Here is a 26,481-nt window from a genome sequence, read left to right on the forward strand (position 1 = left end):
ACAGCCCCACCCAGGCTTGGCGACCGGCCGATCGGCTGATCAGCGGGCCGGGTCCGCCGGGCTCAGTCCGGCGGCTGGGCCAGCCGGTATTTGCGGATCTTGTCGTGCAGCGTGGTCTTGGCCATGCCGAGCGCTTCGGCGGTGCGCGCCAGGCTGCCGGCGTGTCGGCCCAGCGCCTCGGCGATCAGGGCGCGTTCGAAGTCTTCCACCGTCGCGGCCAGCGGCCGCGGGCCGGCGGGCGGCTCGTCGCTGAAGGGCGGCGCACCGGCCGCGATGCCGAGCACGCAGCGGTCGGCCACGTTGCGCAGCTCGCGCACATTGCCCGGCCAGTCGTAGGCCAGCAGCCGGCCCTGGCGCGTGGGGTCGGCGGCGGGCAGCGGGCGCTGGTGGCGCGCGGCGGCCTGCAGCAGGAAATGCTCGAACAGCAGCGGGATGTCCTCGCGCCGCTCGCGCAGCGGCGGCAGCGCCAGCGTGACGACGCTGAGCCGGTAGTAGAGGTCGGCGCGAAAGCGGCCCTGGTCCGACAGCGCCTTCAAGTCGGCCTTGGTCGCGGCCACCACCCGGCAGTCGACCGGGATCAGGGTGTTGGAGCCCAGCCGCTCCAGGCTGCGCTCCTGCAGCACGCGCAGCAGCTTGATCTGCAGCGCGATCGGCATCGACTCGATTTCGTCGAGGAACAGGGTGCCGCCGCTGGCGTATTCGATCTTGCCGATGCGGCGCTTGCCGGCGCCGGTGTAGGCGCCAGCCTCGTGGCCGAAGATCTCGCTTTCAAACAGGGCCTCGGGCAGGCCGCCGCAGTTGATCGCGACGAAATGGCCGCTGCGCCGGGGGCCGGCCTCGTGCAGGCAGCGTGCCACCAGCTCCTTGCCGCTGCCGGTCTCGCCCTGGATCAGGATGTCGGCCGCGCTGTTACCCAGGTCCGCCACCAGCTGGCGCACCCGCGCCATCGCGGGCGAGCGGCCGATCAACTGGGCTTCAAGCCGGTCGCGGCTGGCCAGCCGGGCTTTGAGCTGGCGCAATTCCAGCGTCAGGCGGCGCTTGTCGAGCGCCCGCCGTACCACTTCGACCAGCAGGTCGGGCGAGAACGGCTTTTCGATGAAGTCGTGCGCGCCGTCCTTCATTGCCTGCACCGCCAGCGACACATCGCCGTGGCCGGTGATCAGCACCACCGGCAGCTCGGGGTCGATCAGGCGCAAGGCCTTGAGCAGCGCCATGCCGTCCATGCCCGGCAGCCGGATGTCGCTGACCACCACGCCGGCAAAGTCGCGCCCGATGCGGCGCTGCGCCTGCTCGGCGCTGGCGACGCCGCTGACCGCGATGTCCTCGAGCTGCAGCGCCTGCTCGCAGCCCAGTCGCACATCGGGGTCGTCTTCGATCAGTAGCACTTGCAGCGGGTCATTCATGTCCGGGTTCCGGGGCAATGGGCAGGTCCAGGGTGAAGACAGCGCCACCCTCGGGATGATTGTCGCCCGACAGGCTGCCGCCGAAGTCGGCCACGATGCCGGCCGAGATCGCCAGTCCGAGCCCGAGGCCGCTGCCGGCGTCCTTGGTGGTGAAGAAGGGCTCGAACAGATGGCTGCGCGCCTCCTCGGCCAGGCCAGGCCCGCGGTCGCGCACCTGCAGCTCGATCCGCTCGCCATCGCGCCTGGCGCTGATGTCGAGCCTGGGTGCCGGCTGGCCTGCCATGGCATCGAGCGCGTTGCCGATCAGGTTCACCAGCACCTGCTCAAGCCGGTTGGCATCGCACCAGGCCAGCAGCTCGGGCGGCGCCAGCTCGATGTTGACCAGCACCCCGGCGCGCTGGCAGCGCTGCTCGAGCAGAAACAGTGCGTTGTCGATCGCACGCCGCAGCGGCACCGCCTGCGGCCGTCCGGACGATTTGCGCGCGAAGGACTTGAGCTGGCCAGTGAGGCGGCCCATGCGGTCGACCAGCTCGGCGATGCGCGCCAGGTTGCCGTCGGCGGTCGGCTGGTCGCCGCGCGCCAGGAACTTGCGCGCATTGCCCGACAGCGTGCGCAGCGCGGCCAGCGGCTGATTGAGCTCATGCGCGATGCCCGTGGCCAACTGGCCGATCACCGCCAGCTTGCCGGCCTGCACCAGCTCGTCCTGTGCCGCGCGCAAGGTGCGCTCGGCCCGGGTGCGCTCGGCGACCTCGGCCTGCAGCTGCAAGTTGGCGGCTGACAGGTCGGCGGTGCGTTCGGCCACCTTGCGTTCGAGCTCGTCATGCGCCTGCTGCAGCGCCTCGCGCGCCGCCAGCCGGTCCTTCAGGTGACGGCGTCGCTCGTTGAGCATCAAGGCCAGGATGCACAGGAAGGCCGTGCCCGCGCCGGCCAGCGTGGCCCGGCTGGCCGCCATGCCGCGCACCTCTTCCTGCTGCGAGAACACGGTGATGTTCCAGGGCGTGCCGGGCAGGGCCTGGGTCTGGGCCAGGAACTTGCCGGCGACCGGGAACATCGAGACCCGTTCCGGCCCGACCCGGGGCAGGCGCACCAGCCGCGCCCCATGCTCGAGCCGCTCGAGCTCGATCACGCCCAGCGGCGCCAGCGCGCGCCGGTTGTATTGCTGGGTCTGGTCGAAGGCGCGCCGGGTCGCCGGGTCCAGCGGCTGCAAGGTGGTGAACTTCCAGTCCGGCACCGAGGCCAGGATCACCACGCCGTTCTCGTCTGCCACCAGCGCCGGAGCCTCGACCGTGGCCCAGGATTGCTCGAGCTGCTGCAGGCCGACCTTGACCACCGCGACGCCCAGCGTGCCCTGGGCGCCGCCCAGCGCCGAGGCCAGGTAGTAGCCCGGCTCGCCGCGCGTGGTGCCGATGCCGAAGATGCGCCCGCCACCGGTCTCGAGCGCCTGGCGGAAATAGGGCCGGAACGACAGGTCTTCGCCCAGGTAGCTGTCGGGCCGGCGCCAGTTGCTGCTGGCCACGACCCGGCCTTGCGCGTCGAGCACATAGATCGCCAGCGTGCCGGCGCGCTCGTTGAGCTGCTCCAGATAGCGGTTGACCTGGCCGGCCAGCGCCGGCTGCGGGCTGGCCAGCAGCTGCAGCACATCGCGCTCGAGCCCGAGCGTGGTCGAGAAATAGGCGTACTTGTCGATTTCGCGTTCCAGGCTGCTGGCGTAGAGGTCGAGCCGATGGCGCCCGGTCACCTGCAGTTCGGCCAGTCCCATCGCCAGGCTCAGCCGGTAGGCCAGCAGGCCGGTGCCCGCGATCAGGGCGGCAAAGGCCAGCAGCAGGAGGCTCAGGCGCAGCAGCTTCTGGCGCGAATGCATGGGTGTTCGGTTTTCCGAATGTGCTGGCGGCCGCTCAGCCGCCCAGCATGTCCCAGGCCAGCTTGCCGATCAGCACCGTCACCACCAGCAAGAAGGCCTGGCGCACGAAGCCCGCGCCGCGGCGCAGCGCCAGCGCGGTGCCGAGCTGGGCCCCGGCCAGGTTGCAGACCGCCATCACCAGCGCCACCAGCCACAGGATGGGGCCGTGGCTGGCAAAGAAGGCGATCGCCGAGATATTGGTCGCGGCATTGATGACCTTGGCGCTGGCCGAGGCCTTGATGAAGTCCATGCCGAACAGCCGCACGAAGCCGAAGATCAGGAAGCTGCCGGTGCCCGGACCGAAGAAGCCGTCATAGAAGCCGATCACCAGACCGAGCGCGGCGGCGCGCCAGCGGTCGGCCGGCACCAGCGCGCGGGCCTCGACATGGCCGAAGTCCTTGCGCAGGAAGGTGTAGAGCGCGACCGCCAGCATCATGACCAGCACCAGCGGGCGCATCGCCTCGCGCGGCAGCCAGGCCGTGACGGCGGCGCCCAGCCAGGCGCCCAGCAGCGCTGCCAGCGTGGCCGGCAGCACCACGGCCCAGGGAATCGAAACCGTCCGGGCATAGCGCCAGAGCGACGACGCGGTGCCCGCCAGGCTGGAGAGCTTGTTGGTGCCGAACAGGGTCGGGATCGCGGTCTGGGGAAACTGCGACAGCAGCACCGGGATCTGGATCAGCCCGCCGCCGCCGACCACGGCATCCACCATGCCAGCGAAGAAGGCGGCGCCAGCGAGCAAAAACCAGTTGAATTCCATCGTCAGATCCGGGTGAAAGAGGGCGCGACCAGCGCGCCCGGGGCAGTCAGCATGGCCAGTCCGGCCCGGCTGCGGCCAGCCTGTCTCCAGGCTGGCGCTCGCTGCTCAGGCTCAGGCAGCCAGTGCGGCCGGCTGCTGTTCGCTCGCCAGCGGCAGCACCGTATCGGACTCGGCCAGCGCCGCATCGACCGGCTCGATCGCATTTTCCCACTTGGCGACCACGGCGGTGGCGATCGAGTTGCCCAGCACGTTGGTCACGGTGCGCGCCATGTCGAGGAAATGGTCGATGCCCAGGATCAGCAGCAGGCCGGCCTCGGGCAGGTTGAACATCGGCAGCACGGCCGCGATCACCACCAGCGAGGCGCGCGGCACGCCGGCGATGCCCTTGGACGAGACCATCAGCACCAGCAGCATCGTGACCTGCTGGCCGATCGACATCTCGATGCCGTAGGCCTGGGCGATGAAGATCGCGACGAAGGCGGTGTTGAGCATCGAGCCGTCGAGGTTGAACGAGTAGCCCAGCGGCAGCACGAAGCCGGTGATGCGGTCCTTGATGCCGAACTTCTCGAGCTGCTCCATCAGCTTCGGGTAGGCCGACTCGCTGCTGGCGGTCGAGAAGCCGATCAGCATCGGGCCGCGGATCAGCTTGATCAGGCGGAACACTTCCTTGCCCAGCACGCAATAGCCGGCCGTGATCAGCACCAGCCACAGCAGCGCCAGCGCCAGGTAGAAGTAGGCCATGTAGCGGCCGTAGACCTCCAGCACGCCCAGGCCGTGGATGGTGATCACCGAGGCGACCGCGGCGAACACGCCGACCGGTGCAAAGCGCATCACGTAGTCGGTGACCTGCAGCATCACATGGACGATTTCCTCGCAGGTCTTGACCAGGCCGAGCGCGGTCTTGTCGTGCAGCTTGCCCAGCGCGATGCCGAAGAACAGCGCGAAGATCAGGATCTGCAGGATCTCGTTGTTGGCCATCGACTCGAAGATGCTCTTCGGGAACACATGGGTGATGAAGTTCTTCAGGTTCAGCGACGAGGTCTTGAGGTCGGTCGTCGCGCTGACGTCGGGCAGCGGCAGCGAGATCGCGTCACCCGGGCGCAGCAGGTTGGCCATCACCAGGCCGATCAGCAGCGAGCACAGCGAGGCGCCGAGGAACCAGCCCAGCGCCTTGCCGCCAATGCGTCCGACCGCCTTGCCGTCGCCCATGCCGGCCAGGCCCGACACCAGGGTCGCGAGCACCAGCGGCGCGATGATCATCTTGATCATGCGCAGGAAGATGTCGGTCAGGATCGAGAAATAGCCGGCGATTTCCTTGGCCGCGGCGGCGTCGGGTGCCAGCGCGTGGCACAGGTAGCCGACGCCGATGCCGGCCAGCAGCGCCAGCAGGATCCAGGTCGTGAGCTTGTTCATTTTCATTGAGGTCTCCGTGGCCGCCCGGGGCAGGGCGGTGGCTGTGGTCGAGGGTGGACCGGTACCCGCAGGGCTATGCCTGCTCGGGCCGGGTCGACCCTTTCCATTGCAGCTTTCGTGCCTTGTTGCCAGGGACGCGAGCGGAGTCTCAAGTCAATGATTTGGCTGAATAATATTTCTCAAGCGCCAGGCTGGCGTTCGGAAATCCGCGTTCTGGCCTGCCACATCATTCGGAAAACCGAACGGACGAAGCGCCGGCGCGCTGCCGGCCGCGCGCCGGATTCACTTCATGAGCTGGCGCATCGCCTGCTCCAGGCCCTGCAGCGTCAGCGGGTACATGCGGTTGCCCATCAGCTGGCGGATCAGGTCCACGCTCTGGCGGTACTGCCAGACGCCCTGCGGCTCCGGGTTGATCCAGGCGCAATGCGGGAAGGCGTCGGTCAGGCGCTGCAGCCATTCGGCGCCGGGCTCGGGGTTGTTGTACTCGACGCTGCCGTGCGGCTGCAGGATCTCGTACGGGCTCATGGTGGCGTCGCCGACGAAGACCAGCTTGTAGTCGCGCGGGTACTTGCGGATCAGGTCCCAGGTGTCGATGCGCTCGGCGTGGCGGCGCTGGTTGTGGCGCCACAGGTGGTCGTAGACGCAGTTGTGGAAGTAGTAGAACTCGAGGTGCTTGAACTCGGTCCGGGCGGCCGAGAACAGCTCCTCGACCTGCTTGACATGGTCGTCCATGCTGCCGCCGACATCCATCAGCAGCAGCACCTTGACGCTGTTGTGGCGCTCGGGGACCATGCGCAGGTCGAGCCAGCCGGCATTGGCCGCGGTCGCGCGAATGGTGCCGGGCAGGTCGAGTTCGAGCTCGTTGCCGTTGCGCGCGAACTGGCGCAGCCGGCGCAGCGCCAGCTTGATGTGGCGCGTGCCGAGCTCCTGGCTGTCGTCATAGTCGCGGTAGGCACGCTGCTCCCAGACCTTGACCGCGCTGCGGTTGCGGCTCTGGCCGCCGATCCGTATCCCCTGCGGGTTGTGGCCGCCGTGGCCGAACGGGCTGGTGCCGCCGGTGCCGATCCACTTGTTGCCGCCTTCGTGTTTTTCCTTTTGCTCCTCCAGCCTTTTTTGCAGCGTGTTCATCAGCTCATCCCAGTCCAGCTTGGGCGCGTTGGCCTTCTGCTCGGCTGACAGCAGCCGCTCGAGCTGCTGCCTGAGCCAGTCGGCCGGAATCTCGCGGCTGAAGTCCGTCAGTTGCTCGACGCCGTGGAAATAGGAACCGAAGGCGCGGTCGAAGCGGTCGAAATGCTTCTCGTCCTTGACCAGCACGGTGCGCGCCAGGAAGTAGAAGTCGTCCAGCGAGCAGGCCTCGGCGCGCGGGCCGACCACATCGGCCTGCAGGCATTCGAGCAGCGTCAGCAGTTCCTTGACCGAGACCGGCAGCTTGGCCGCGCGCAGCGAGTAGAAGAAATCGATCAGCATGGCGACTGGGGTGGTTCAGAGTGGCGCAATCCGGGACTCGACCAGACGGGCGCGGCGATTGACGCTCATGCGGGCCTGCTGGTGCGAGGGCGGTGCAGCTGATGGTCCAGATGCGCCTTCACCGCCGGCCATTCGCTGTCGATGATGCTGTAGACGCAGGTGTCGCGCAGCGAGCCGGCCGCGTCGGGGTGCGGGTTGATCTGGTGGTTGCGCAGCACGCCGTCGAGCTTGGCGCCCAGGCGCTCGATGCCGCGCCGACTGGCCTGGTTGAACCAGTGGGTGCGGAATTCGACCGCGATGCAGTCCAGCTGGTCGAAGGCATGTGCCAGCAGCAGCCGCTTGCAGCTGGTGTTGACGCCGCTGCGCTGGACCGCCTGCCGGTACCAGGTCGAGCCGATCTCGACCCGGCGGTGGGCGGCGTCGATGTTCATGTAGCTCGTCATGCCGACGGCGCGGCCTGCCAGCGGCCCTTCGGTCGCGATCACGGCAAACGGCAGCATGCTGCCCCGCGCGTGCAGGCCGAGGCGACGCTCGATCTCGGCGGCCATGCCGTCGGGGGTCGGGATCGCGGTGTACCAGAGCCGCCAGAGCTCGCCGTCGCAGACCGCATCGACCAGGTCATCGTGCTGCTCATGCGACAGCGGCACCAGCCGGGCATGCCGGCCCTCGAGGCTGACGGGGGTCGTGATCGCGCTCATGTCGGGCTCCTGGTCGGGGTGGCGGAAGGGGGGGGGGGCGCTGTCGTCAGGTTCAGCGGTGGCGCTGGTTCATCAGCACCAGCTTCTCGAACAGCGCGATGTCCTGCTCGTTCTTGAGCAGCGCGCCGACCAGCGGCGGCACCGCGATCTGCTGGCCCTCGCCCTGCAGGCGGTGCAGCGGGATGTCTTCGGCCAGCAGCAGCCGGATCCAGTCGATCAGCTCGGAGGTAGACGGCTTCTTCTTCAGGCCCGGCAGGCTGCGGATGTCGAAGAAGGCTTTCAGCGCAGCGCCCAGCAGCTCATCGCGCAGGCCGGGGAAATGCACATCGACGATTTGCTTCATCGTCGCCGCCTCGGGGAACTTGATGTAGTGGAAGAAGCAGCGGCGCAGGAAGGCGTCGGGCAGCTCCTTCTCGTTGTTCGAGGTGATGAAGACCAGCGGCCGGTGCTTGGCCTTGATCAGCTCGCGCGTCTCGTAGCAGTAGAACTCCATGCGGTCGAGCTCGCGCAGCAGGTCGTTCGGGAACTCGATGTCGGCCTTGTCGATCTCGTCGATCAGCAGCGCGACCGGCTGCTCGGCGGTGAAGGCCTGCCACAGCACACCCTGGACGATGTAATTGCGGATGTCGCCCACGCGCGGGTCGTTGAGCTGGCTGTCGCGCAGCCGGCTGACCGCGTCGTATTCGTACAGGCCCTGCTGCGCCTTGGTGGTCGACTTGATGTGCCACTGCAGCAGCGGCATGTCCAGTGCGGCCGAGACCTCCTCGGCCAGCAAGGTCTTGCCGGTGCCGGGCTCGCCCTTGACCAGCAGCGGACGCCTGAGCTGGAGCGCGGCATTGACCGCCAGCATCAGGTCCTGGGTGGCGACATAGTTCTCGGTTCCGGTGAATTTTTTCATCATCTGGCTCAAGCCGCAGGTCTCGATCGGAGGAAGTGAAGGGGATGACGGACAGTCTAAGGGTATTCCATGGCCGGGGTGGATCGGACGAGGCTTGCGACCTTCTCGTCGATCGATCCTGGATAATCCTGCTCATGACAGACGAGTGGACTGATACCGACAGCTGCCAGAGTGAGCTGCCTTCGATACGACGGGCTTCGACCGTTTTCCCCGGCCGACTGCGGCCTGCTGGCGGCTGGTTGCAGCCGGCGGCGCTGGCGCTGCTGGCGGCATGGGCCAGCCCAGCTAGGGCGCAGTCCCTGACCGAGGCCGACTACCTGTCCGAGGTTCCGGTGGTGCTGACCGCCAGCCGCCTGCGCCAGTCGCTGCACGATGTGCCGGGCTCGATGACCGTGATCGACCGCGACCAGATCCGGCGCTGGGGCGCGCGCGACGTCACCGAGCTGTTGCGCCTGGTGCCGGGCTATCTGATCGGCGGCGTCAATGGCGCCAACCCGGTCGCGGCCTATCACGTGCCACAGGACGAGTTCGGCATTCGCAACCTGGTGCTGATCGATGGCCGTTCGGTCTATTCCTCCTCCTTTCTGGGGGACACCCACTACGGCATGATGGCGGTGTCGCCTGACGACATCGAGCGCATCGAGGTCATGCGTGGCGCCAACTCGGCCGCCTATGGCGCCAATGCGATGTTCGGTGTCATCAACATCATCACCCGCCACAGCTTCGATGCGCAAGGCAGCGAAGTGGCCGTGAACACCGGCGCGGGTGGCGTACGCGATCTGCGCCTGAGTCATGGCTGGGGCGATGAGCACAGGTCCTACCGCCTGTCGGCCAGTTCCAAGGCCGACCAGGGCTATGCCCAGGCCTTTGACGACCGGCGGCTGCAGGCGCTGGACTGGCGCGCCGACCTCCAGCCCAATGGTGGCGACGACCTCATGCTGAGAGCCGGTGTCGGTGACCTGCAGAGTGGTCGTGGCATTGCCGGCAATGCGGGCGATGCCGAACGCAACCTGGAGTGGCGCGAGTGGTTCCTGCAGGGCCGCTGGCAGCGCCAGCTGTCAGCCGATGCACAGTGGCAGCTCAGCGCCGACCTGTCGGACGAACAGATCACCGATTATTCGGTCGTGCCCTGCGCCTTCCTGCGTAACGGGCGCCCGGCCATTGACAGCTGCATACTGGACTACAGCGCCAAGGGCCGACGCACCAACATCGAATTCCAGCATTCGGACAGTCTGAGTTCCAATCTGCGCGCGGTCTGGGGCCTGGGCTGGAAGCAGGAGCAGGCGCAGTCCTTGCCCTATTACCAGACCTCCGACCGCGTGGGCTACGACGAGGCGCGGGCCTTCGGTCACCTCGAGTGGCGTCCGAGCCCGCGCTGGACCGTCAACGCCGGCCTCTTTGCCGGCCAGCACAGCCGGGTCGGCGACTATCTGGCGCCGCGCCTGATGCTCAACCATCACTTCACCCCCGATCAGACGCTGCGCTTCGGCGTCAACCGGTCGGTGCGCACCAACAGCCTGCTTGAGCTGGCGGGCGACATGCACTACTACACGCCTGCCGGCGAGCTGGCAGGGCGTGGCTACCTGGGGGGCGGCGACATCCGGCCCGAGCAGCTGCTGAGCCACGAGATCTCCTACCTCGGCAGCTTCCGGCCCTGGCATCTGACGGTGGACCTGCGGGCCTACCGCGAGCGCATCAGCGACTGGGTCAGCGTTGTCACCAACCCGAATTACGTCGCGAACAAGGGCGCGCCTGATATTCCCAGGCAGCTGTTCGACAACCTCGCCTCCTTCACGCTGCGCGGCATCGAGTACCAGTTGAACTGGTCGCCGCGTAGCGGGACTCAGCTGCAGTGGCAGCAGAACTTCAGCCAGCTCGAATGGTCCGATCCGGCCCGCAGCACCAACCTGCCGCCGCCGCGCACCAGCACGCTGGCCTGGTTGCAGTCGCTGCCGCGCGGGCTCGACCTCGCGCTGATGTGGCATGAGCGCGAAGCCATGACCTGGGCCGGCACGGCGCAGACGCTGCCCAGTGCCCGCCGGCTCGACCTGCGCCTGGCCCGTCCCTGGCGGCTCGAGGGTGGCCGCAAGGCCGAGGTGGCACTCACGCTGCAGTCATTGAACGGCGACCAGATCGAATTCAACTCCCGCGCGGGTGGTGGCCGGCAGTACCAGTACCAGTTCGAGCGCCGCGCCTTTCTGACCCTCAGACTGGAGCATTAACTGGACCATTCGCGCCGCCATTGCCTGCAAACGCTGCTCGGCGGCGTTGCCGGCCTGGCTTTGCCCGGACGTCTGGCCCAGGCGGCCGAGGCCGAGGTCTGGGTCGTCCTGTCCGAGAACGGTGGTGCCTATGCCGAGGCAGTCCGGGCCCTGCAGGAGGCCTGGGCGCGTGAATTCCGCTTGGCGCTGAACTGGCGCGTCGCGACCTGGTCCGAACTGCCGCTGGACTTGGAGCCCTTGCCCCAGCTGACCGTGACCCTGGGTGCCAGGGCCTGCCTCGAGGCCGTCGAGCTGACGCTGGCCAATCCGGCGCTGGCGCGCGTGCCCCTGCTGGCGACCTTGCTGCCGCAGGCCAGTTACCCGGCGCTGGCGGCCAAGGTGCTGGCGCGCAATTCCTCGGCCTTGTTCCTGGATCAGCCGCCCGAGCGCATCGCCAGGCTGTTGCGGCTGGCCCTGCCCGAGCACAAGCGCGTCGGCGTGCTGTTCGGACCCGACTCGCTGGCGGTCAGGCCGGTGCTGAGCCGTGCCCTGGCCGCGCGCGGTCTGACCTTGGTCGAGCAAACGATACTGAACGGGGATAAAGGGGTATATCCGTCCCTGCGCGCCCTGTTCGACGAATCCGACCTGCTGCTGGTCATGCCCGACAAGCTGGTCTATTCGCCCCAGAACATGCCCAACATCCTGTTGGCTGCCTACCGCCAACGCATTCCCCTGGTCAGTTATTCGGCTGCCCATGTGCGGGCCGGAGCCTTGCTGGCACTGCATACCGCGCCGGCCGACACGGCCACGCAGATCGCGCAGGCCGTCCACCAGTTGCTGAGCAGCCGCAAGCTGCCCGCACCCGCCCTGGCAGACGCCTATTCGGTCGCTGTCAACGATCAGGTGGCCCGCTCGCTGGGCTTGTCACTGCCTACCCCGGCTGCGCTCGCGCTCGCACTCAAGTCGCGGGGAGTCAACCCATGACTATCCGGTTCGGAATTCGCATGCGGCTGTTCCTGGCCGCTGCATTGCCCGCCATTCTCGCCATTTCGGTGTTGCTGCAAGGTTTCCTGACCCGGCACGAACGCATCCTGACCGAGACCCTGAACGAACACGCCCAGGGCATGGCGCGACAGGCGGCGTACGCGGCCGAGTTTGCGCTCTTCACGGGCAGCCAGTCCGCCTTGCAACGGCTGGCGGACGGTGCCCGCGCTTCCAATCAGCATGCCGCGGTGGTGTCGTTCTGGACCCCGGCCGGCGAACTGATTGCCGCCTCCGGTCAGCTGACCCATGGTCAGAGCTTGCCGGTGCTCGAGCCGGGTCAGCCCCAGCTCGTCAAGGGTCGCCTGTTGACCCGGGTGCCGATCTGGTCGGCCGAATGGACCGAACCCGACCTGTTCAGCGCGGCGACACTGCCGACCAAGTTGTCCGCCGCAGTTGGGCGGCAACTGCTGGGCCATGTGCTGGTCGAGCTCGAACTCGACATCCTGCAGCGCCAGCGCGGCGAACTGCTGGCTTGGGCCCTGGTGGCCACTGGCAGCGGTCTGCTGTTTGCCGGCCTGTTGTCGGCCCTGATCGCTGCCAGCGTGACCCAGCCGCTGGGCCGCATCAGCGTGGTCGTGTCCCTGCTCAGCCGCGGCGTGCTCGGCGCCCGGGTCGATACCCGCAGGGCCGGTGTGCTGCGCCCGCTGTCCGAGGGCATCAACACCATGGCCGCCGGTCTGGCCTCGAACGAGGCCATGCTGCGCGAGCGGGTGGAGCAGGCGACCGAGGAGTTGCGTCAGCAAAAGGAACAGGCCGAGCACAAGGCGCGCACCGATCCCCTGACCGGTGTGCCCAACCGGCGTGCCTTCACCGAGCTGGCCAGGGTCGAGATCGAGCGCGCCCTGCGCTTTGGTCAGCCGCTGGTGCTGATCGCGATCGATCTCGATCATTTCAAGTCGATCAACGATGGCCATGGCCATGCGGTCGGCGATGCCGTGCTGGTGGACTTCACGACCCTGGTACAGGCTCAGTTGCGCGTCATCGATCAACTCGCCCGCATCGGAGGCGAGGAGTTCGTGCTGCTGCTGCCGGGCACCGATGCCAAGGGGGCGTATCAGGTTGCCGAGCGCATCCGCCGCCTGCTGGAGCAGCGCGCGCTGCCGATTCCCGGCGGGACCTTGCGCTACACCTCGAGCTTCGGTGTCGCCGAGCTCGAGCCACAGCATCCGGGGCTCGACCGCTGGCTGGCACGCGCCGACGCCGCGCTTTATGCCGCCAAGGGCAATGGACGCAACCGGGTCGAACTCGCGCCCGGCGATCCGACCGGGTCGCAGGCGCAGGCGCCCTCGGCCTGACACCCAGCCGGACCACCGGCCAGCCCGGTCGTGACGGGCTGCCGCGACCGGATCTTCAGGCCAGTCGGGTCTGGTGGCGCGCGATCTGGGCCCGCACCTGGGCCGGCGCGGTGCCGCCGACGGTGTTGCGCGCGTTCAGGCTGCCGCGCAAGCTGAGGCAGTCGAACACATCCTTCTCGATCAGGGCGTTGAAGCCCTGCAGCACGGTCAGCGGCAGCTCGGACAGGTCGACGCCATGGGCGGTTGCGGCCTTGACCGCATGCGCCACCGTCTCGTGCGCGTCGCGGAACGGCACGCCCTTCTTGACCAGATAGTCGGCCAGGTCGGTCGCGGTCGCATAGCCCTTGCGCGCGGCCTGCTCCATCGCCTCGGCGTTGACCGTGATGCCGCCTTCCTTCTTGCCGGTGGCCGGATTGAGCTGGCCGCCGATCATCTCGGCGAAGATGCGCAGCGTGTCCTTGAGCGTATCGACGGTGTCGAACAGCGGCTCCTTGTCTTCCTGGTTGTCCTTGTTGTAGGCCAGCGGCTGGCCCTTCATCAGCGTGATCAGGCCCATCAGGTGGCCGACCACGCGGCCGGTCTTGCCGCGTGCGAGTTCGGGCACGTCGGGGTTCTTCTTCTGCGGCATGATCGAGCTGCCGGTCGTGAAGCGGTCGGCTATTTTGATGAAGCCGAAGTTCTGGCTCATCCAGATGATCAGTTCCTCCGACAGGCGGCTGATGTGGATCATGCACAGGCTGGCGGCGGCGCTGAACTCGATTGCGAAGTCGCGGTCGCTGACGGCATCCAGACTGTTCTGGCACAGCTGGGCCTCGCCAGCGGCGTTGACCATGCCCAGCGTGCGGGCGACGCGCGCGCGGTCGAGCGGGTAGGTGGTGCCGGCCAGCGCGGCGCTGCCCAGCGGCAGCCGGTTGGTGCGGCGGCGCACGTCCGAGAAGCGCTCGGCGTCGCGCGCGAACATCTCGACATAGGCCAGCAGGTGGTGACCGAAGCTGACCGGCTGCGCCACCTGCAGGTGGGTGAAGCCCGGCAGGATCACTTCGACGTTGCGCTCGGCGATCTCGACCAGCGCCTGCTGCAGCTCGTTGAGCAGGCCGCCGATCAGGTCGATCTCGTCGCGCAGCCACAGGCGCACATCGGTCGCGACCTGGTCGTTGCGGCTGCGGCCGGTGTGCAGGCGCTTGCCGGCGTCGCCGACCAGCTGGGTCAGGCGTGCCTCGATGTTCAGGTGCACGTCCTCCAGGTCGAGCTTCCACTCGAAGGCGCCGGACTCGATCTCGGAGCGGATCTGGGCCATGCCGCGCTCGATCGAGGCGAAGTCGTCGGCGCCGATGATGCCCTGGGCCGCCAGCATCTCGGCATGGGCCAGGCTGCCGGTGATGTCGGCCAGCCACAGGCGCTGGTCGAAGAACACGCTGGCGGTGTAGCGCTTGACCAGCTCGCTCATGGGTTCGGAGAACAGGGCCGACCAGGCCTGGGATTTGGTGTCGAGCTGGTTTTGGGACATGGCTTGCGCGGCCGGGCTGGAAGCTCCGGCAAATGATGACTAAAAACCGGATTTTATCGACCTGCATGAAGACTGTGCCAGGCGCGCGCGCCGGCCGCCTGTGAAAGGGTGGGCGTGCTAGCATCCCGCGATAGAACGCACCATCGATGAACGACGCCGTGACCGACCACAATTCCCCACTTTCCCTGACCATTGCCACCCGTGAAAGCCGCCTGGCGCTGTGGCAGGCCGAGCATGTCCAGTCCCTGTTGCGCGCGCGCGGCCATGCGATCGAATTGCTCGGCATGACGACGCGCGGCGACCAGATCCTGGACCGTTCGCTCAGCAAGGTCGGCGGCAAGGGCCTGTTCGTCAAGGAGCTCGAAGTCGCCCTGGAGCAAGGCCGGGCCGACCTGGCGGTGCATTCGCTCAAAGACATGCCGATGGAGCTGCCCGAGGGCTTCGAGCTGGCCTGCGTGATGGAGCGCGAGGACCCGCGCGATGCCTGGGTCTCGTCCGTCTGCGCCGACCTCGAATCGCTGCCCCAGGACGCGGTCATCGGCACGTCGAGCCTGCGCCGGGTCGTGCTGCTGCGCGCCGCGCTCGAGCGCCTGGGCCGTGACGACGTGAAGATCGAGCCGCTGCGCGGCAACCTCGATACCCGGTTGCGCAAGCTCGACGAAGGGGGCTATCACGCGATCGTGCTGGCCGCTGCCGGCTTGAAGCGCCTGGGCCTGGAGTCGCGCATCCGCAAGGTGTTCTCGCCCGAGGAAATGCTGCCGGCCGCAGGCCAGGGCGCGCTCGGCATCGAGCTGCGCCAGGATCGGACCGAAGTCGCCGCCGCGCTCGCGCCGCTGGCACACCGGGCGACCTGGCTGGCGGTCGCCGCCGAACGCGCGGTCAGCCGCGCCATGGGCGGCAGCTGCTCGATGCCGCTGGCCGCCCACGCGAGCTGGCAGGGCGAGCCGTTGACTTCCCCGCTGCGCCTGGATGCCGCCTGGGGCGACCCGGACGGCCGCATCGCGCTGGTGCGGGTCCATGCTGTCGCCAGTGTGACCGGGCTCGACGCCGCCGAGGCCCTGGGCCAGCAGGTGGTCGAACTGCTGCGCCAGGGCGGCGCGACCCGCCCCGCGGACCCGATCGCGCCATGAAACGCGCGCTGGTCACCCGGCCGGCCGGCGAGGCCCAGCGCTGGGTGTCGGCCTTGCAGCGCCAGGGCTGGCAGGCCGAGGCGCTGCCCCTGATCGAGATTGCTCCCGCCGCCGACCCGCAGCCGCTGCGTCAGGCGCGCGCGCGCCTGGGCGACTACGACGCCTTGATGTTCGTCAGCGCGCCAGCGGTCGAGCAGTTCCTGGCCGATCGGCCCTGGGCTGGGACTGGCCAGCGCGCCGATGCTGTTGATGCTCAAGCCGCTCCGCCGCCGGACGCCTGGCCGCGCTGCTGGGCGCCAGGGCCGGCGACCGCGCGCGCGCTGCTGGCTGCCGGCGTGCCGCCCGAACGGATCGACCAGCCCGCCGCCGCTGCCGAGCAATTCGATTCCGAATCGCTCTGGCAGGTGGTCGGCCCCCAGGTCGGTGCCGGCCACCGGCTGCTGATCGTGCGCGGCCAGAGCGATGGTGTCGCTGTCAGTCCGGCCGGCAACGGCCGCGACTGGCTCGCCAGCCAGTGCCGCGAACAGGGTGGCCGCATCGACTGGTGCGTGGCCTATCGGCGCCGCGCGCCGGCCTGGAGCGCGTCGCAGCGCGCGCTGGCCCAGGCTGCCAGCCAGGACGGCACGGTCTGGCTGCTCAGCAGTTCCGAGGCGCTGGACCACCTGGCCGCGCTGCTGCCAGGCTTTGATTGGTCGCGCGCACGCGCGCTGGCCACCCATCCCCGCATTGCGCAGGCCGCCGCCCGCCTGGGATTCGGCCTGGTGCAGACCAGCCGACCGGCGCTCGACGACATGCTGCTCCACCTAGAATCGATGGCGTGACCATGGCCGACCCAGATTTACCCCCCATTTCCACTGCCTCAGTGCCACCGGTGCCGCCCGTACCGCCAGCGGCTTTGCCGGCGCAGCCTGCCTTGCCGCCTTCGAGCGGCGGCCTGCTCCCGAAGCTCGCGCTCGGCCTGGCCCTGCTGGCTGCGGGCGCCAGCGCCACGCTCTGGCTGCAGCTGCAAGCGGTGCGCAAGGAGCTCGCGCGCCGCAGCTCGGACACCGGCACGCTCGTGACCGAGGCGCGCGAGCAGTCCGCACGCGCCGAGTCGCTGGTGCAGGACCTGCAGGTGCGGCTCGGCGTGGCCGAGGTTCGCCTGTCCGAGGTCAGCCTGCAGCGCAGCCAGCTCGACGAGCTGATGCTGACGGTGTCGCGCACCCGTGACGACAGCCTGGTGCAGGACCTCGAATCCACCCTGCGACTGGCCCAGCAGCAGGCCCAGCTGACCGGCAGCGTGCAGCCGCTGATCTCGGCCCTGCAGTCGGCCGACCAGCGCATCGCGCGCGCGGCCCAGCCCCGGCTCAATCCGGTCCAGCGCGCGATTGCACGCGATATCGAGCGCATCCAGGCCGCGGCCCTGGTCGACCTGCCGGCCCTGGCCGGGCGGCTCGACGAGTTGATCGGCCAGCTCGACGAGCTGCCGCTGCTCAATGCGGTGGCGCCGGCACAGTCCAATGGACCCGAGGTGCCGGCGGTCGCCGTCAAGGCCGAACCGGTCACCCCTGCGCAACAGGCGGCTCCCGCCGCAGGAGCCAGCGCCTGGCAGCGGCTGCAGTCCTGGTGGTTCGACTGGTCGGCCCGGGCCTGGGCCAACCTGAGCGCGCGCGGCAGCGAACTGGTGCGGGTGCACCGGGTCGATCAGCCCGAAGCCATGCTGCTGGCGCCCGACCAGGAATTCTTCCTGCGCGAGAACACCAAGCTCAAGCTGCTCAATGCGCGGCTGGCCTTGCTGGCGCGCCAGCTCGGCACTGCCAGCGCCGACCTGCGCGCGGTCGAGGCCACGCTGCAGCGCTACTTCGATGGCCAGGCCAAGCCGACCCAGCTCGCGCTCGAGACCCTGCAAGGCCTGCAGCGCGACCTGCGCCTGAACCAGCTGCCCGACCCCGACGACGCGCTGGCGGCGCTGGCCGCTGCGGCCGGCGGACGCTGAAGGGAGCCGACATGAAAGGGGTGTTTGGCTTCCTGGGCCTGGCCGCTGCCGCCATCGCGCTGGCCCTGCTGGTCGGCTCCAACGATGCGAACCTGACGCTGTTCTGGCAGCCGTACCGGATCGACCTGTCGTTCAACCTGGCCTTGTTCGGCCTGCTGCTGCTGTTTTTGCTGTTGCATCTCGCCTTGCGTGCACTGGCGCTGCTGCGCAGCTTGCCGCAGCAGGCGCAGCGCTGGCGCGTGCTCCAGCTCGAGCGCACCGCGCTGACCTCGGTGCTCGACGCGCTGGCCCAGCATTACGCCGGCCGCTATGTCCGCGCGCAGTCGGCCGCGCGCCTGGCGCTGGCCCAGCTCGAGCAGCTCGGCGAGCATCATTTTCCGGGCCGCGAGCAGGCCCAGCTGCTGGCTCAGCTGCTGCAGGCCGAGAGCGCGCATGAACTCGGCAATACCGAGGCGCGCGACCGCGCCTTGACCGCGGCGCTGGCGGGCCCGACCGTCAGCTGGGGCAGCGAGGCGCGCGCGGGGCTGTCGCTGCGGGCGGCGGCCTGGGCGCTCGAGCAGCAGGATGCCGCCACTGCCGCGCACTGGCTGGCCGATCTGCCCCAGGGTGCCGGACGCCGCATCCACGCCTTGCGCCTGCGCCTGCGTCTGGCCCGCTTGCAGCAGGACCACCCGGCCGCGATCGAGCTGGTGCGGCTGCTGGCCAAGCACCGGGCCTACAGCGCCCAGGCCTCGGCCAGCCTGCTGCGCGGGCTGGTGCTCGACACCCTGCGTGCCGCGCGCGATCCGGCCGCCCTGCTGCAAGCCTGGCGGGCGCTCGAGCCCGCCGAGCGGGCCATGCCCGAACTGGCGCTGGCTGCGCTCGAGCAGTGGGACCGCTTGGGCGAGGGCAGCGCCGCCGCCGATGCACTACCAGGCGCCCGGCGCTGGCTCGAGGAGAGCCTGCAGCTGGGCTGGGGCCGCTATGCCAGCCTGGATGCCGACCTGCGCCGCCGCTGGCTGCTGCGCCTCGAGGCCGAACTGCCCCGGCTCGGCAGCGACTGGCTGGCCCAGATCGAGCAGGCCCAGCAGCGCCAGCCCGCCGATGCCGGCTTGCAATACCTGGCCGGTCAGGCCTATCTGCAGCGCCAGCTCTGGGGCAAGGCCGCGACCCTGCTTGGTCAGGCCAGTTCGCAGCTGACCGATCCCGAGCTGGCTCGCCGTTGCTGGCGCAGCCTGGCCCGACTGGCCGAGGAGCGCGGCGATGCCGAAGCGGCCCAGGCCGCCTGGAAAAAAGCGGCTCTGATCTAATCACTCCCTATGCAACTGCAAGAAATCCTCTATTCCCAGGGCTTTGGCACGCGACGCGTCTGCTGCGGCCTGATCCAGCAAGGCCATGTCGCGGTCGGTAATCCGGCCCAGCTCTGCACTGACGCGACCGCCGATTTCGAGCCCGAGGGCCTCGAGTTCACGATCCAGGGCAAGGCCTGGCAATACCATGAGCATGCCTACCTGATGCTGCACAAGCCGACCGGGCATGAGTGCTCGCAAAAGCCCGGCGCCTGGCCCAGCATCTACACCCTGCTGCCGGCACCGCTGCGCTCGCGGCCTTCGGGTGCGGCCAGCGGGGTGCAGGCGGTGGGCCGGCTCGACCAGGACACCACCGGCATGCTGCTGCTGTCCGACGACGGCAAGTTCATCCACCGCCTGTCCTCGCCGCGCCACCATGTGCCCAAGGTCTACCTGGCGACCTGCAAGCATCCGGTGACCCAGCAGATGGTCGACAAGCTGCTGGCTGGCGTCGTGCTCGAGGACGATCCCAAGCCGGTCAAGGCCTCGGCCTGCCGTGCGCTCGACGAACATACCCTGGAGCTGACCCTGACCGAAGGCAAGTACCATCAGGTCAAGCGCATGGTCGCGGCGGTCAGCAACCGGGTCGAGGCACTGCACCGCAGCCGCATCGGCGCGATCGACCTGCCGGCCGACCTGGCGCCGGGCGAATGGCGCTGGCTGACCCGGGCCGAGGTCGACGGCCTGCTCGGGCGCTGAAGATGAGCTGCCCTGCCGCCAGACTCCCGCTTCGGGTCCGCGCATGAGCCTGCTGCTGGACTCCTGCTGGCGCGCGCTGGCCTATTGCCTGCACCCGCGCGTGGTGCTGCTGTCGCTGCTGCCGGTGCTGCTGATGGCCGCTGGCGTGTTCGCGCTCGGCTACTACCTCTGGTATCCGGCGCAGGCCGAACTCGGCGCCTGGCTCGAGAGCTGGGCCTTGCTCGCGCCGCTGCACGCCTGGCTCGAGCACAGCGGCCTGTCACAGCTCGGCAGCGTGTTCCTGCCGCTGCTGTTGCTGGTGCTGATCACGCCCTTGCTCGTGCTGCTGGCACTGCTGCTGGTCGGGCTGTTCATGACGCCGGCCATGGTCAAGCTGGTCGCGCAGCGGCGCTTCGCCCACCTCGAACCGAAGCGCGGCGCGGGCTTGCTTGACAGCCTGGCCTGGTCGCTCGGTTCCACCCTGCTGGCGCTGCTGATGCTGCTGGCCAGCTTGCCGCTGTGGCTGCTGCCGCCGCTGGCACTGCTGCTGCCGCCGCTGGTCTGGGGCTGGCTGAGCTACCGGGTGTTTGCCTTCGACGCGCTGGCCGACCATGCCGACCGGGCCGAGCGCGTCCAGCTGCTGGCCCAGCACCGCTCCAGCCTGTGGCTGATGGGACTGATCTGCGGCCTGCTGGGCGCCGCGCCCAGCCTGCTGTGGGCCTCGGGTGCCATGTTCATCGCGATGGCGCCGCTGCTGGTGCCGCTGGCGGTCTGGGTCTACGCGCTGGTGTTCGCCTTTTCCTCGCTCTGGTTCGCGCATTACCTGCTGGCCGCGCTGGCGCGGCTGCGTGCCCAGTCCACCGTCACTTCCCCTGTCATCGAATAGGCCTGCCCCATGTCCCACGACCGCCCAGTCCCCGCTTTCGGTCTCGTCATCGTCGGTGACGAGATCCTGTCCGGCAAGCGCGCCGACAAGCACATGCCCAAGGTGATCGAGCTGCTGGCCGAGCGCGGCCTGAGCCTGTCCTGGGTGCGCTATGTCGGCGATGACCGCCCGCGCCTGGAGGCTGCACTGCGCGACGCCTTCGCCAGCGGCGACATCGTGTTCAGCTGCGGCGGCATCGGCGCCACGCCCGACGACCACACCCGCCAATGCGCGGCGGCGGCGCTCGGCGTCGAGCTCGAGCTGCACCCCGAGGCCAAGGCCCTGATCGAGGAGCGCATGCGTGATGTCGCGCGCGAACAGGGCAAGACCTGGGAGCCCGAGCGCAGCGACAACCTGCACCGGCTCAACATGGGGGTGTTTCCGCGCGGCGCGACCATCATTGCCAACCCCTACAACAAGATCCCGGGCTTCAGCTGCACCGGCATGGGGCAGGGCGCGGTCCATTTCGTGCCGGGCTTTCCGGTCATGGCCTGGCCGATGATCGAATCGGTGCTCGAGCAGCACTACCCCCATCTGTTCGCGCGCCAGCAGCGGCGCGAGCAATCGGTGATCGTGTTCGGCGCCATCGAGGCGGCACTCACGCCGCTGATGGAACAGATCGAGGCCGCCCACCCCGAGGTCAAGGTCTTCAGCCTGCCCAGCGTCGACCACGCTGAATGGGGGCGCCATGTCGAACTCGGCGTCAAGGGCCCGGTTGCCGCGGCCGAAGCCGCTTATGCCGACCTGCTGGCCGGCCTGCGCGCCACCGATGCCCCGTTAGGCCCCGAATTGGTGCGTGGCTAATCGCACCAAACAAGTGCATTAAATGCACTTTTTTGGTGAATCCGACCAGGCGCTGGCCCGACATTCCACCCAGCTGTCACCGCCCCGGCGAAGAGGCACAATAGCGGCTGTCGCTGGCTTGTGTTGCTGCATCCCGCAAGGCTCTGCATTCGGGGTGGCACGGTTTCTGCTTCCAGACAAGACAACACAGTTTCATCCCTTTTTTTCCAGACCAGGAGTTTTCTGATGGCCAAGACCGTCGCAGACGTGATGCAAATGGTGAAGGACAACGACGTCAAGTTCGTCGATTTCCGCTTTACCGACACCCGTGGCAAGTGGCAGCACATCACCGTGCCCATTTCCCAGTTCGATGAAGAGAAGATGGAAGAAGGCCAGGCCTTCGACGGCTCCTCGATCGCGGGCTGGAAGGGCATCGAAGCGTCCGACATGCTGATGGCTCCGGACGCCAGCACCGCCTTCATCGACCCCTTCGTCGAAGAAACCACCCTGGTGCTGGTCTGTGACGTGATCGAGCCGACCGACGGCAAGGCCTACGAACGCGACCCGCGCTCGATCGCCAAGCGCGCCGAGACCTACCTGAAGGCTTCCGGCCTGGGCGACACCGCCTTCTTCGGTCCGGAACCCGAATTCTTCCTGTTCGACGAAGTGCGTTGGAGCACCGAGCCGAACAACACCTTCTACGCGATCGACGACTACGAAGCGCCGTGGAACAGCGGCACCAAGCTCGAAGGCGGCAACCGTGGCCACCGTAACCGCGTCAAGGGCGGCTACTTCCCGGTCGCTCCGATCGACAGCACGATCGACATGCGCAACGAGATGGTCCAGATCCTGGAAGCCGTCGGCGTGCCGGTCGAAGTCCACCACCACGAAGTGGCTGGCGCTGGTCAGTGCGAAATCGGCACCAAGTTCTCGACCCTGGTCGAGCGCGCCGACTGGACCCTGATGCAGAAGTACGTGATCCAGAACGTGGCCAATGCCTACGGCAAAACCGCCACCTTCATGCCCAAGCCCTACGCTGGCGACAACGGCTCCGGCATGCACGTCCACCAGTCGATCTGGAAGGACGGCAAGAACCTGTTCGCCGGCAACGGCTACGCTGGCCTGTCTGACACCGCCCTGTACTACATCGGCGGCATCATCAAGCACGCCCGTGCCCTGAACGCGATCACCAACCCGGGTACCAACTCGTACAAGCGCCTGGTGCCGCATTTCGAAGCTCCGGTCAAGCTGGCCTACTCGGCCAAGAACCGCTCGGCTTCGATCCGCATCCCGAACGTCGCTTCCGACAAGGCCCGCCGCGTCGAAGCCCGCTTCCCCGATCCGCTGATGAACCCCTACCTGGGCTTCGCCGCGCTGCTGATGGCCGGCCTGGACGGCATCGAGAACAAGATCCACCCGGGCGAAGCCGCCACCAAGGATCTGTACCATCTGCCGCCGGAAGAGGACAAGCTGGTCCCGACCGTCTGCCACAGCCTGGACCAGGCGCTCGAGTGCCTGGACAAGGACCGCGCCTTCCTGACCAAGGGCGGCGTCTTCACCGACTCCTGGATCGATGCCTACATCGACCTCAAGATGACCGAAGTCACCCGCTCGCGCATCGAGGTGTCGCCGGTCGAGTACGACATGTACTTCAGCCTGTAATCCGCGGATTGCAGACCCCAGAAGGGACGGCTTGCCGTCCCTTTTTTTTCAGGCCGAGCCAGCCACCGACACCGCCTGCCCACCGGCAGGAATTACGCGATACTGGATGCCGAGGAGGCGGGGTGGACTGATCCGCTCCGAACGAAGCGATGCAGATTCTGGACATTTCCCACCGCCGGATCACGCTGGCCTTGCTGGCTGCGCTGGCTCTGCCTGCCACGGCGGCGCCCGACAAGATCTGGCGCTGCGGCAACGAATACACCAATCAACCCGGCGACGCCAAGGCGCGCGGCTGCAAGCTGGTCGAGGGCGGCAACCTGACCGTGATCGAAGGGCTCAAGCCCCAGGGCGGCAGCCGGGCAGCGGCCAGTTCGCCGCGCCCGGGCGCAGCGCCCACGCCGGCGGCGCGCAGCGAGGGCGAGCGGGTCGAGAGCGCCGAGCAGCGCGCGCGCGATGCCGACGCGCGCGCCATCCTCGAGGCCGAACTGCGCAAGACCGAGGCGCGCCAGGCCGAACTGCGCCAGGAATACCAGGGCGGCGAGCCCGAGAAGCGGCCCGAGGAACTGCGCAACCCGGCGCTGCACCAGCAGCGCAGCGCCGCGCTCAAGGAGCAGCTGGCGCGGGTCGACGCCGATGTCGCCGCGCTGCGGCGTGAACTGGCGCGCATGACCCCGCCGTCCGACAAGAAATGAGCGCCGCCCAAACCAAGCCCGGCCGCCGCCTGGCAGCGGGGCCGCAGTACCAGGCGCTGGATCTGCTCGCGACCCTGGTCGCCATCGTCGATGCCGACGGGGTGGTGCTGTGGTCCAACGCCGCGCTCGAGGACCTGCTGGGCACCTCGCGCCGCGCCATCGCCGGCCTGCCGCTGTGGGACTGGTTCGAGTCGCCCGAACTGCTGCGCAACGCGCTGGCCAGCGCGGGCGGCAACGAGTACGCGCTGATCCGCTACGACGACCGTATCCGGCGCCCGGGCCATGAGCTGCTGCATGTCCATGTGCTGCTGAGCCAGATGGAGGAGAGCGGTCGCTTCCTGGTCGAGCTGCTGCCGCTCGAACAGCAGGCCCGCATGGAGCGCGAGGAAAGGCTGGTCGAGCAGGCGCAGGCCAACAAGGAGCTGATCCGCAACCTGGCGCACGAGATCAAGAACCCGCTCGGCGGCATCCGCGGCGCGGCCCAGCTGCTGCAGATGGAGCTCGACTCGCGCGAGCTGGTCGAGTACACCCAGGTCATCATCCACGAGGCCGACCGGCTGCAGCTGCTGGTCGACCGCCTGCTGGCGCCGCACCGGCGCGCCCGGGTCGTCAGCGACGTCAACATTCACGAGGTCTGCGAGCGGGTGCGCTCGCTGGTGCTGGCCGAATTCCCGCGCGGACTCAAGGTCCTGCGCGACTACGACACCTCGATCCCCGAGTTCCGTGGCGACCGTGAGCAGCTGATCCAGGCCCTGCTCAACATCGTGCACAACGCCGCCCACGCGCTGTCCGAGCGCATCGAGCGCGGCGACGCCGAGATCGTGCTGCGCAGCCGGATCGCGCGCCAGATCACTTTCGGCAAGCAGCGCTACAAGCTGGCATTGGAATTGCATGTAACTGACAACGGGCCCGGCGTGCCCGACGAGATCAAGGACCGCCTGTTCTACCCGCTGGTGTCGGGCAAGGATGGCGGCTCCGGTCTGGGCCTGAACCTGGCGCAGACCTTCGTGCAGCAGCACCAGGGCTTGATCGAGTGCGACAGCGTGCCGGGACGTACCGACTTCAAGCTGCTGATCCCCCTGCCCTGAAGTCGGAAGGGGGACGGATGACATCAACAGAAAGCGCGCGCATGAAACCCATCTGGATCGTAGACGACGACCAATCGATACGCTTCGTACTTGAAAAAGCACTGGCCCGCGAGAACCTGCCGACGCGCAGCTTCACCAACCCGCGCGAGGTGCTGGCCGCGCTCAACGAGGCCGACGAAGGCGATGGGCCCCAGGTGTTGGTCAGCGACATCCGCATGCCGGGTGGCTCGGGGCTGGACCTGCTGGATCAGGTCAAGCAGCGCCTGCCGGGCCTGCCGGTCATCATCATGACGGCGTTCTCCGACCTCGACAGCGCGGTGTCGGCATTCCAGGGCGGTGCCTTCGAGTACCTGCCCAAGCCGTTCGACCTGCCCAAGGCGGTCGAGCTGATCCGGCGCGCCGTCGGCGAGAGCCAGCGCGAGGAAGTGACCGATGAAGGCCTGGTCGCCGCGCCCGAGATGCTGGGCCAGGCGCCCGCGATGCAGGATGTGTTCCGCGCCATCGGCCGCCTGAGCCAGAGCAATGTGACGGTGCTGATCACCGGCGAATCGGGCTCGGGCAAGGAGCTGGTCGCGCGCGCGCTGCACAAGCATTCCTCGCGCGCCAAGGGCCCGTTCGTCGCGATCAACACCGCGGCGATCCCGAAGGACCTGCTCGAGTCCGAGTTGTTCGGCCATGAGCGCGGCGCCTTCACCGGCGCCCAGACCATGCGCCGTGGCCGCTTCGAGCAGGCCGAGGGCGGCACGCTGTTCCTCGACGAGATCGGCGACATGCCGTTCGACCTGCAGACCCGCCTGCTGCGCGTGCTGTCGGACGGGCATTTCTACCGCGTCGGCGGTCACAGCGCGGTCAAGACCCAGGTCCGGGTCATCGCGGCCACGCACCAGAACCTCGAGCAGCGGGTCAAGGAAGGCGGCTTCCGCGAGGACTTGTTTCACCGCCTGAACGTGATCCGGCTACGGCTGCCGGCGCTGCGCGAGCGCTGCGAGGATGTGCCGCTGCTGACGCGCTTTTTCCTGCAGCAAAGCGCCAAGCAGCTCGGCGTCGAGCCCAAGCGGATTTCGGACGCGGCGCTGCAGAGCCTGGCGCGCTTCGATTTTCCCGGCAACGTGCGCCAGCTCGAGAACATCTGCCACTGGCTGACCGTGATGGCGCCGGCCCAGGTGATCGAGGTCAAGGACCTGCCGCCCGAGATCGCCGAAGCCAGTCGCCTGTCCGCCACGGCGGTCGAAGAACCGGTGACGCTGGCAGCCCCGGTGTCCAGCGCCGAGCCCGCCATGCCGGCTCCTGCGCCGATGGCAGCGCTGCCGGCATTTGCGCCGGTGTCGGTCGACCTGGCTGGACTGCCGGCCGACGGCGTGCTGCCCGCCGCCCAGACCGCCTGGGAGCAGGGCCTGCAGGCCGAGGCGCTGGCCTTGCTGGCCGAGGGCCGCACCGATGTCTGGGATGTGCTGACGCGGCGCTTCGAGACCCGGATGATCCAGACCGCGCTGGCCTGCACGCGCGGGCGCCGCATCGAGGCGGCGCAAAAGCTTGGCATCGGCCGCAACACGATCACGCGCAAGATCCAGGAGTTGGGGCTGGAGTAGGGCTCCCTTTGTGGCTTGGCTGGGGTTGGCAGTGGGTGAGGTGGGGCT

At 68.5% G+C, this 26,481-nt stretch carries 22 protein-coding genes; 14 read left to right on the forward strand and 8 right to left on the reverse strand.

Annotation, left to right across the window (positions count from 1 at the left end; genetic code table 11):
* Positions 1-62 precede the first annotated feature (62 nt).
* The 7 genes from C6P61_RS08770 to C6P61_RS08800 all read right to left on the reverse strand — a co-directional run bounded on the left by C6P61_RS08770 (position 63) and on the right by C6P61_RS08800 (position 8,539).
* Complete coding sequence (locus C6P61_RS08770) at positions 63-1,403, reverse strand: sigma-54-dependent transcriptional regulator (RefSeq protein ID WP_105729554.1); 1,341 nt, start codon at positions 1,401-1,403, stop codon at positions 63-65.
* Complete coding sequence (locus tag C6P61_RS08775; RefSeq protein WP_105729555.1) at positions 1,396-3,264, reverse strand: sensor histidine kinase; 1,869 nt, start codon at positions 3,262-3,264, stop codon at positions 1,396-1,398. Before C6P61_RS08775 ends, C6P61_RS08770 begins: the two co-directional genes overlap by 8 nt.
* 34 nt (positions 3,265-3,298) lie before the next feature.
* Positions 3,299-4,060, reverse strand: coding sequence for a sulfite exporter TauE/SafE family protein (locus C6P61_RS08780; protein ID WP_211296949.1), 762 nt, complete (start codon positions 4,058-4,060; stop codon positions 3,299-3,301).
* 111 nt (positions 4,061-4,171) lie between these two features.
* Complete coding sequence (locus tag C6P61_RS08785) at positions 4,172-5,479, reverse strand: dicarboxylate/amino acid:cation symporter (protein WP_105729557.1); 1,308 nt, start codon at positions 5,477-5,479, stop codon at positions 4,172-4,174.
* Between the two features lie 276 nt (positions 5,480-5,755).
* Positions 5,756-6,940 (reverse strand): vWA domain-containing protein, encoded by a 1,185-nt coding sequence (locus tag C6P61_RS08790; protein ID WP_105729558.1) that lies wholly within the window; start codon positions 6,938-6,940, stop codon positions 5,756-5,758.
* 65 nt (positions 6,941-7,005) lie between these two features.
* On the reverse strand, positions 7,006-7,638 hold the full coding sequence (locus tag C6P61_RS08795) for a GNAT family N-acetyltransferase (RefSeq protein ID WP_105729559.1): 633 nt from the start codon (positions 7,636-7,638) through the stop codon (positions 7,006-7,008).
* Positions 7,639-7,690: 52 nt separating this feature from the next.
* Positions 7,691-8,539, reverse strand: a complete 849-nt coding sequence (locus C6P61_RS08800) for an AAA family ATPase (RefSeq protein WP_211296950.1) — start codon at positions 8,537-8,539, stop codon at positions 7,691-7,693.
* A 131-nt stretch (positions 8,540-8,670) separates the two neighbouring features.
* Between C6P61_RS08800 and C6P61_RS08805 the strand changes: the two genes are divergently transcribed.
* The 3 genes from C6P61_RS08805 to C6P61_RS08815 are packed head-to-tail and all read left to right on the forward strand — an operon-like array spanning position 8,671 to position 13,076.
* Complete coding sequence (locus C6P61_RS08805) at positions 8,671-10,758, forward strand: TonB-dependent receptor plug domain-containing protein (protein ID WP_170067349.1); 2,088 nt, start codon at positions 8,671-8,673, stop codon at positions 10,756-10,758.
* A 60-nt stretch (positions 10,759-10,818) separates the two neighbouring features.
* The gene (locus C6P61_RS08810; RefSeq protein WP_170067350.1) at positions 10,819-11,721 is read left to right on the forward strand and encodes an ABC transporter substrate-binding protein; all 903 of its coding nucleotides are present in this window, start codon (positions 10,819-10,821) and stop codon (positions 11,719-11,721) included.
* Entirely contained in the window at positions 11,718-13,076 is a 1,359-nt protein-coding gene (locus tag C6P61_RS08815) for a GGDEF domain-containing protein (protein ID WP_105729563.1), read from the forward strand. Before C6P61_RS08810 ends, C6P61_RS08815 begins: the two co-directional genes overlap by 4 nt.
* 55 nt (positions 13,077-13,131) lie before the next feature.
* On the opposite strand, the gene argH is transcribed toward C6P61_RS08815, so the two are convergent.
* Positions 13,132-14,583 (reverse strand): argininosuccinate lyase, encoded by a 1,452-nt coding sequence (gene argH / locus C6P61_RS08820; RefSeq protein WP_105729564.1) that lies wholly within the window; start codon positions 14,581-14,583, stop codon positions 13,132-13,134.
* Positions 14,584-14,729: 146 nt separating this feature from the next.
* Here argH and hemC point away from each other — a divergent pair, with 146 nt between their 5' ends.
* From hemC to ntrC, 11 genes are all read left to right on the forward strand, one after another.
* On the forward strand, positions 14,730-15,713 hold the full coding sequence (hemC, locus tag C6P61_RS08825; RefSeq protein ID WP_105729565.1) for a hydroxymethylbilane synthase: 984 nt from the start codon (positions 14,730-14,732) through the stop codon (positions 15,711-15,713).
* Positions 15,710-16,534, forward strand: a complete 825-nt coding sequence (locus C6P61_RS08830) for a uroporphyrinogen-III synthase (RefSeq protein ID WP_105729566.1) — start codon at positions 15,710-15,712, stop codon at positions 16,532-16,534. Before hemC ends, C6P61_RS08830 begins: the two co-directional genes overlap by 4 nt.
* Positions 16,535-16,626: 92 nt before the next feature.
* Entirely contained in the window at positions 16,627-17,688 is a 1,062-nt protein-coding gene (locus tag C6P61_RS08835; RefSeq protein WP_244908849.1) for a uroporphyrinogen-III C-methyltransferase, read from the forward strand.
* Positions 17,689-17,699: 11 nt separating this feature from the next.
* Positions 17,700-18,977 carry a heme biosynthesis protein HemY gene (locus C6P61_RS08840; RefSeq protein ID WP_105729568.1) on the forward strand — a complete coding sequence of 426 codons (1,278 nt, stop codon included), beginning with the start codon at positions 17,700-17,702 and terminating at the stop codon, positions 18,975-18,977.
* 9 nt (positions 18,978-18,986) lie between these two features.
* Positions 18,987-19,715, forward strand: a complete 729-nt coding sequence (locus tag C6P61_RS08845) for a pseudouridine synthase (RefSeq protein WP_105729569.1) — start codon at positions 18,987-18,989, stop codon at positions 19,713-19,715.
* 43 nt (positions 19,716-19,758) lie between these two features.
* Positions 19,759-20,580, forward strand: a complete 822-nt coding sequence (locus C6P61_RS08850) for an EI24 domain-containing protein (protein ID WP_105729570.1) — start codon at positions 19,759-19,761, stop codon at positions 20,578-20,580.
* A gap of 9 nt (positions 20,581-20,589) precedes the next feature.
* Complete coding sequence (locus tag C6P61_RS08855; RefSeq protein WP_105729571.1) at positions 20,590-21,423, forward strand: competence/damage-inducible protein A; 834 nt, start codon at positions 20,590-20,592, stop codon at positions 21,421-21,423.
* A 225-nt stretch (positions 21,424-21,648) separates the two neighbouring features.
* Positions 21,649-23,064 carry a type I glutamate--ammonia ligase gene (gene glnA, locus C6P61_RS08860; RefSeq protein WP_105729572.1) on the forward strand — a complete coding sequence of 472 codons (1,416 nt, stop codon included), beginning with the start codon at positions 21,649-21,651 and terminating at the stop codon, positions 23,062-23,064.
* A 149-nt stretch (positions 23,065-23,213) separates the two neighbouring features.
* Positions 23,214-23,756 (forward strand): hypothetical protein, encoded by a 543-nt coding sequence (locus tag C6P61_RS08865; protein ID WP_105729573.1) that lies wholly within the window; start codon positions 23,214-23,216, stop codon positions 23,754-23,756.
* Positions 23,753-24,844, forward strand: a complete 1,092-nt coding sequence (gene glnL, locus C6P61_RS08870; protein ID WP_105729574.1) for a nitrogen regulation protein NR(II) — start codon at positions 23,753-23,755, stop codon at positions 24,842-24,844. Before C6P61_RS08865 ends, glnL begins: the two co-directional genes overlap by 4 nt.
* A gap of 41 nt (positions 24,845-24,885) precedes the next feature.
* Positions 24,886-26,433: a nitrogen regulation protein NR(I) gene (gene ntrC, locus C6P61_RS08875; RefSeq protein ID WP_105729575.1), complete on the forward strand. Its 1,548-nt coding sequence runs from the start codon at positions 24,886-24,888 to the stop codon at positions 26,431-26,433.
* The last annotated feature ends 48 nt before the right edge of the window (positions 26,434-26,481 follow it).

This window comes from Malikia spinosa, assembly GCF_002980625.1.
GTDB lineage: Bacteria > Pseudomonadota > Gammaproteobacteria > Burkholderiales > Burkholderiaceae_C > Malikia > Malikia spinosa.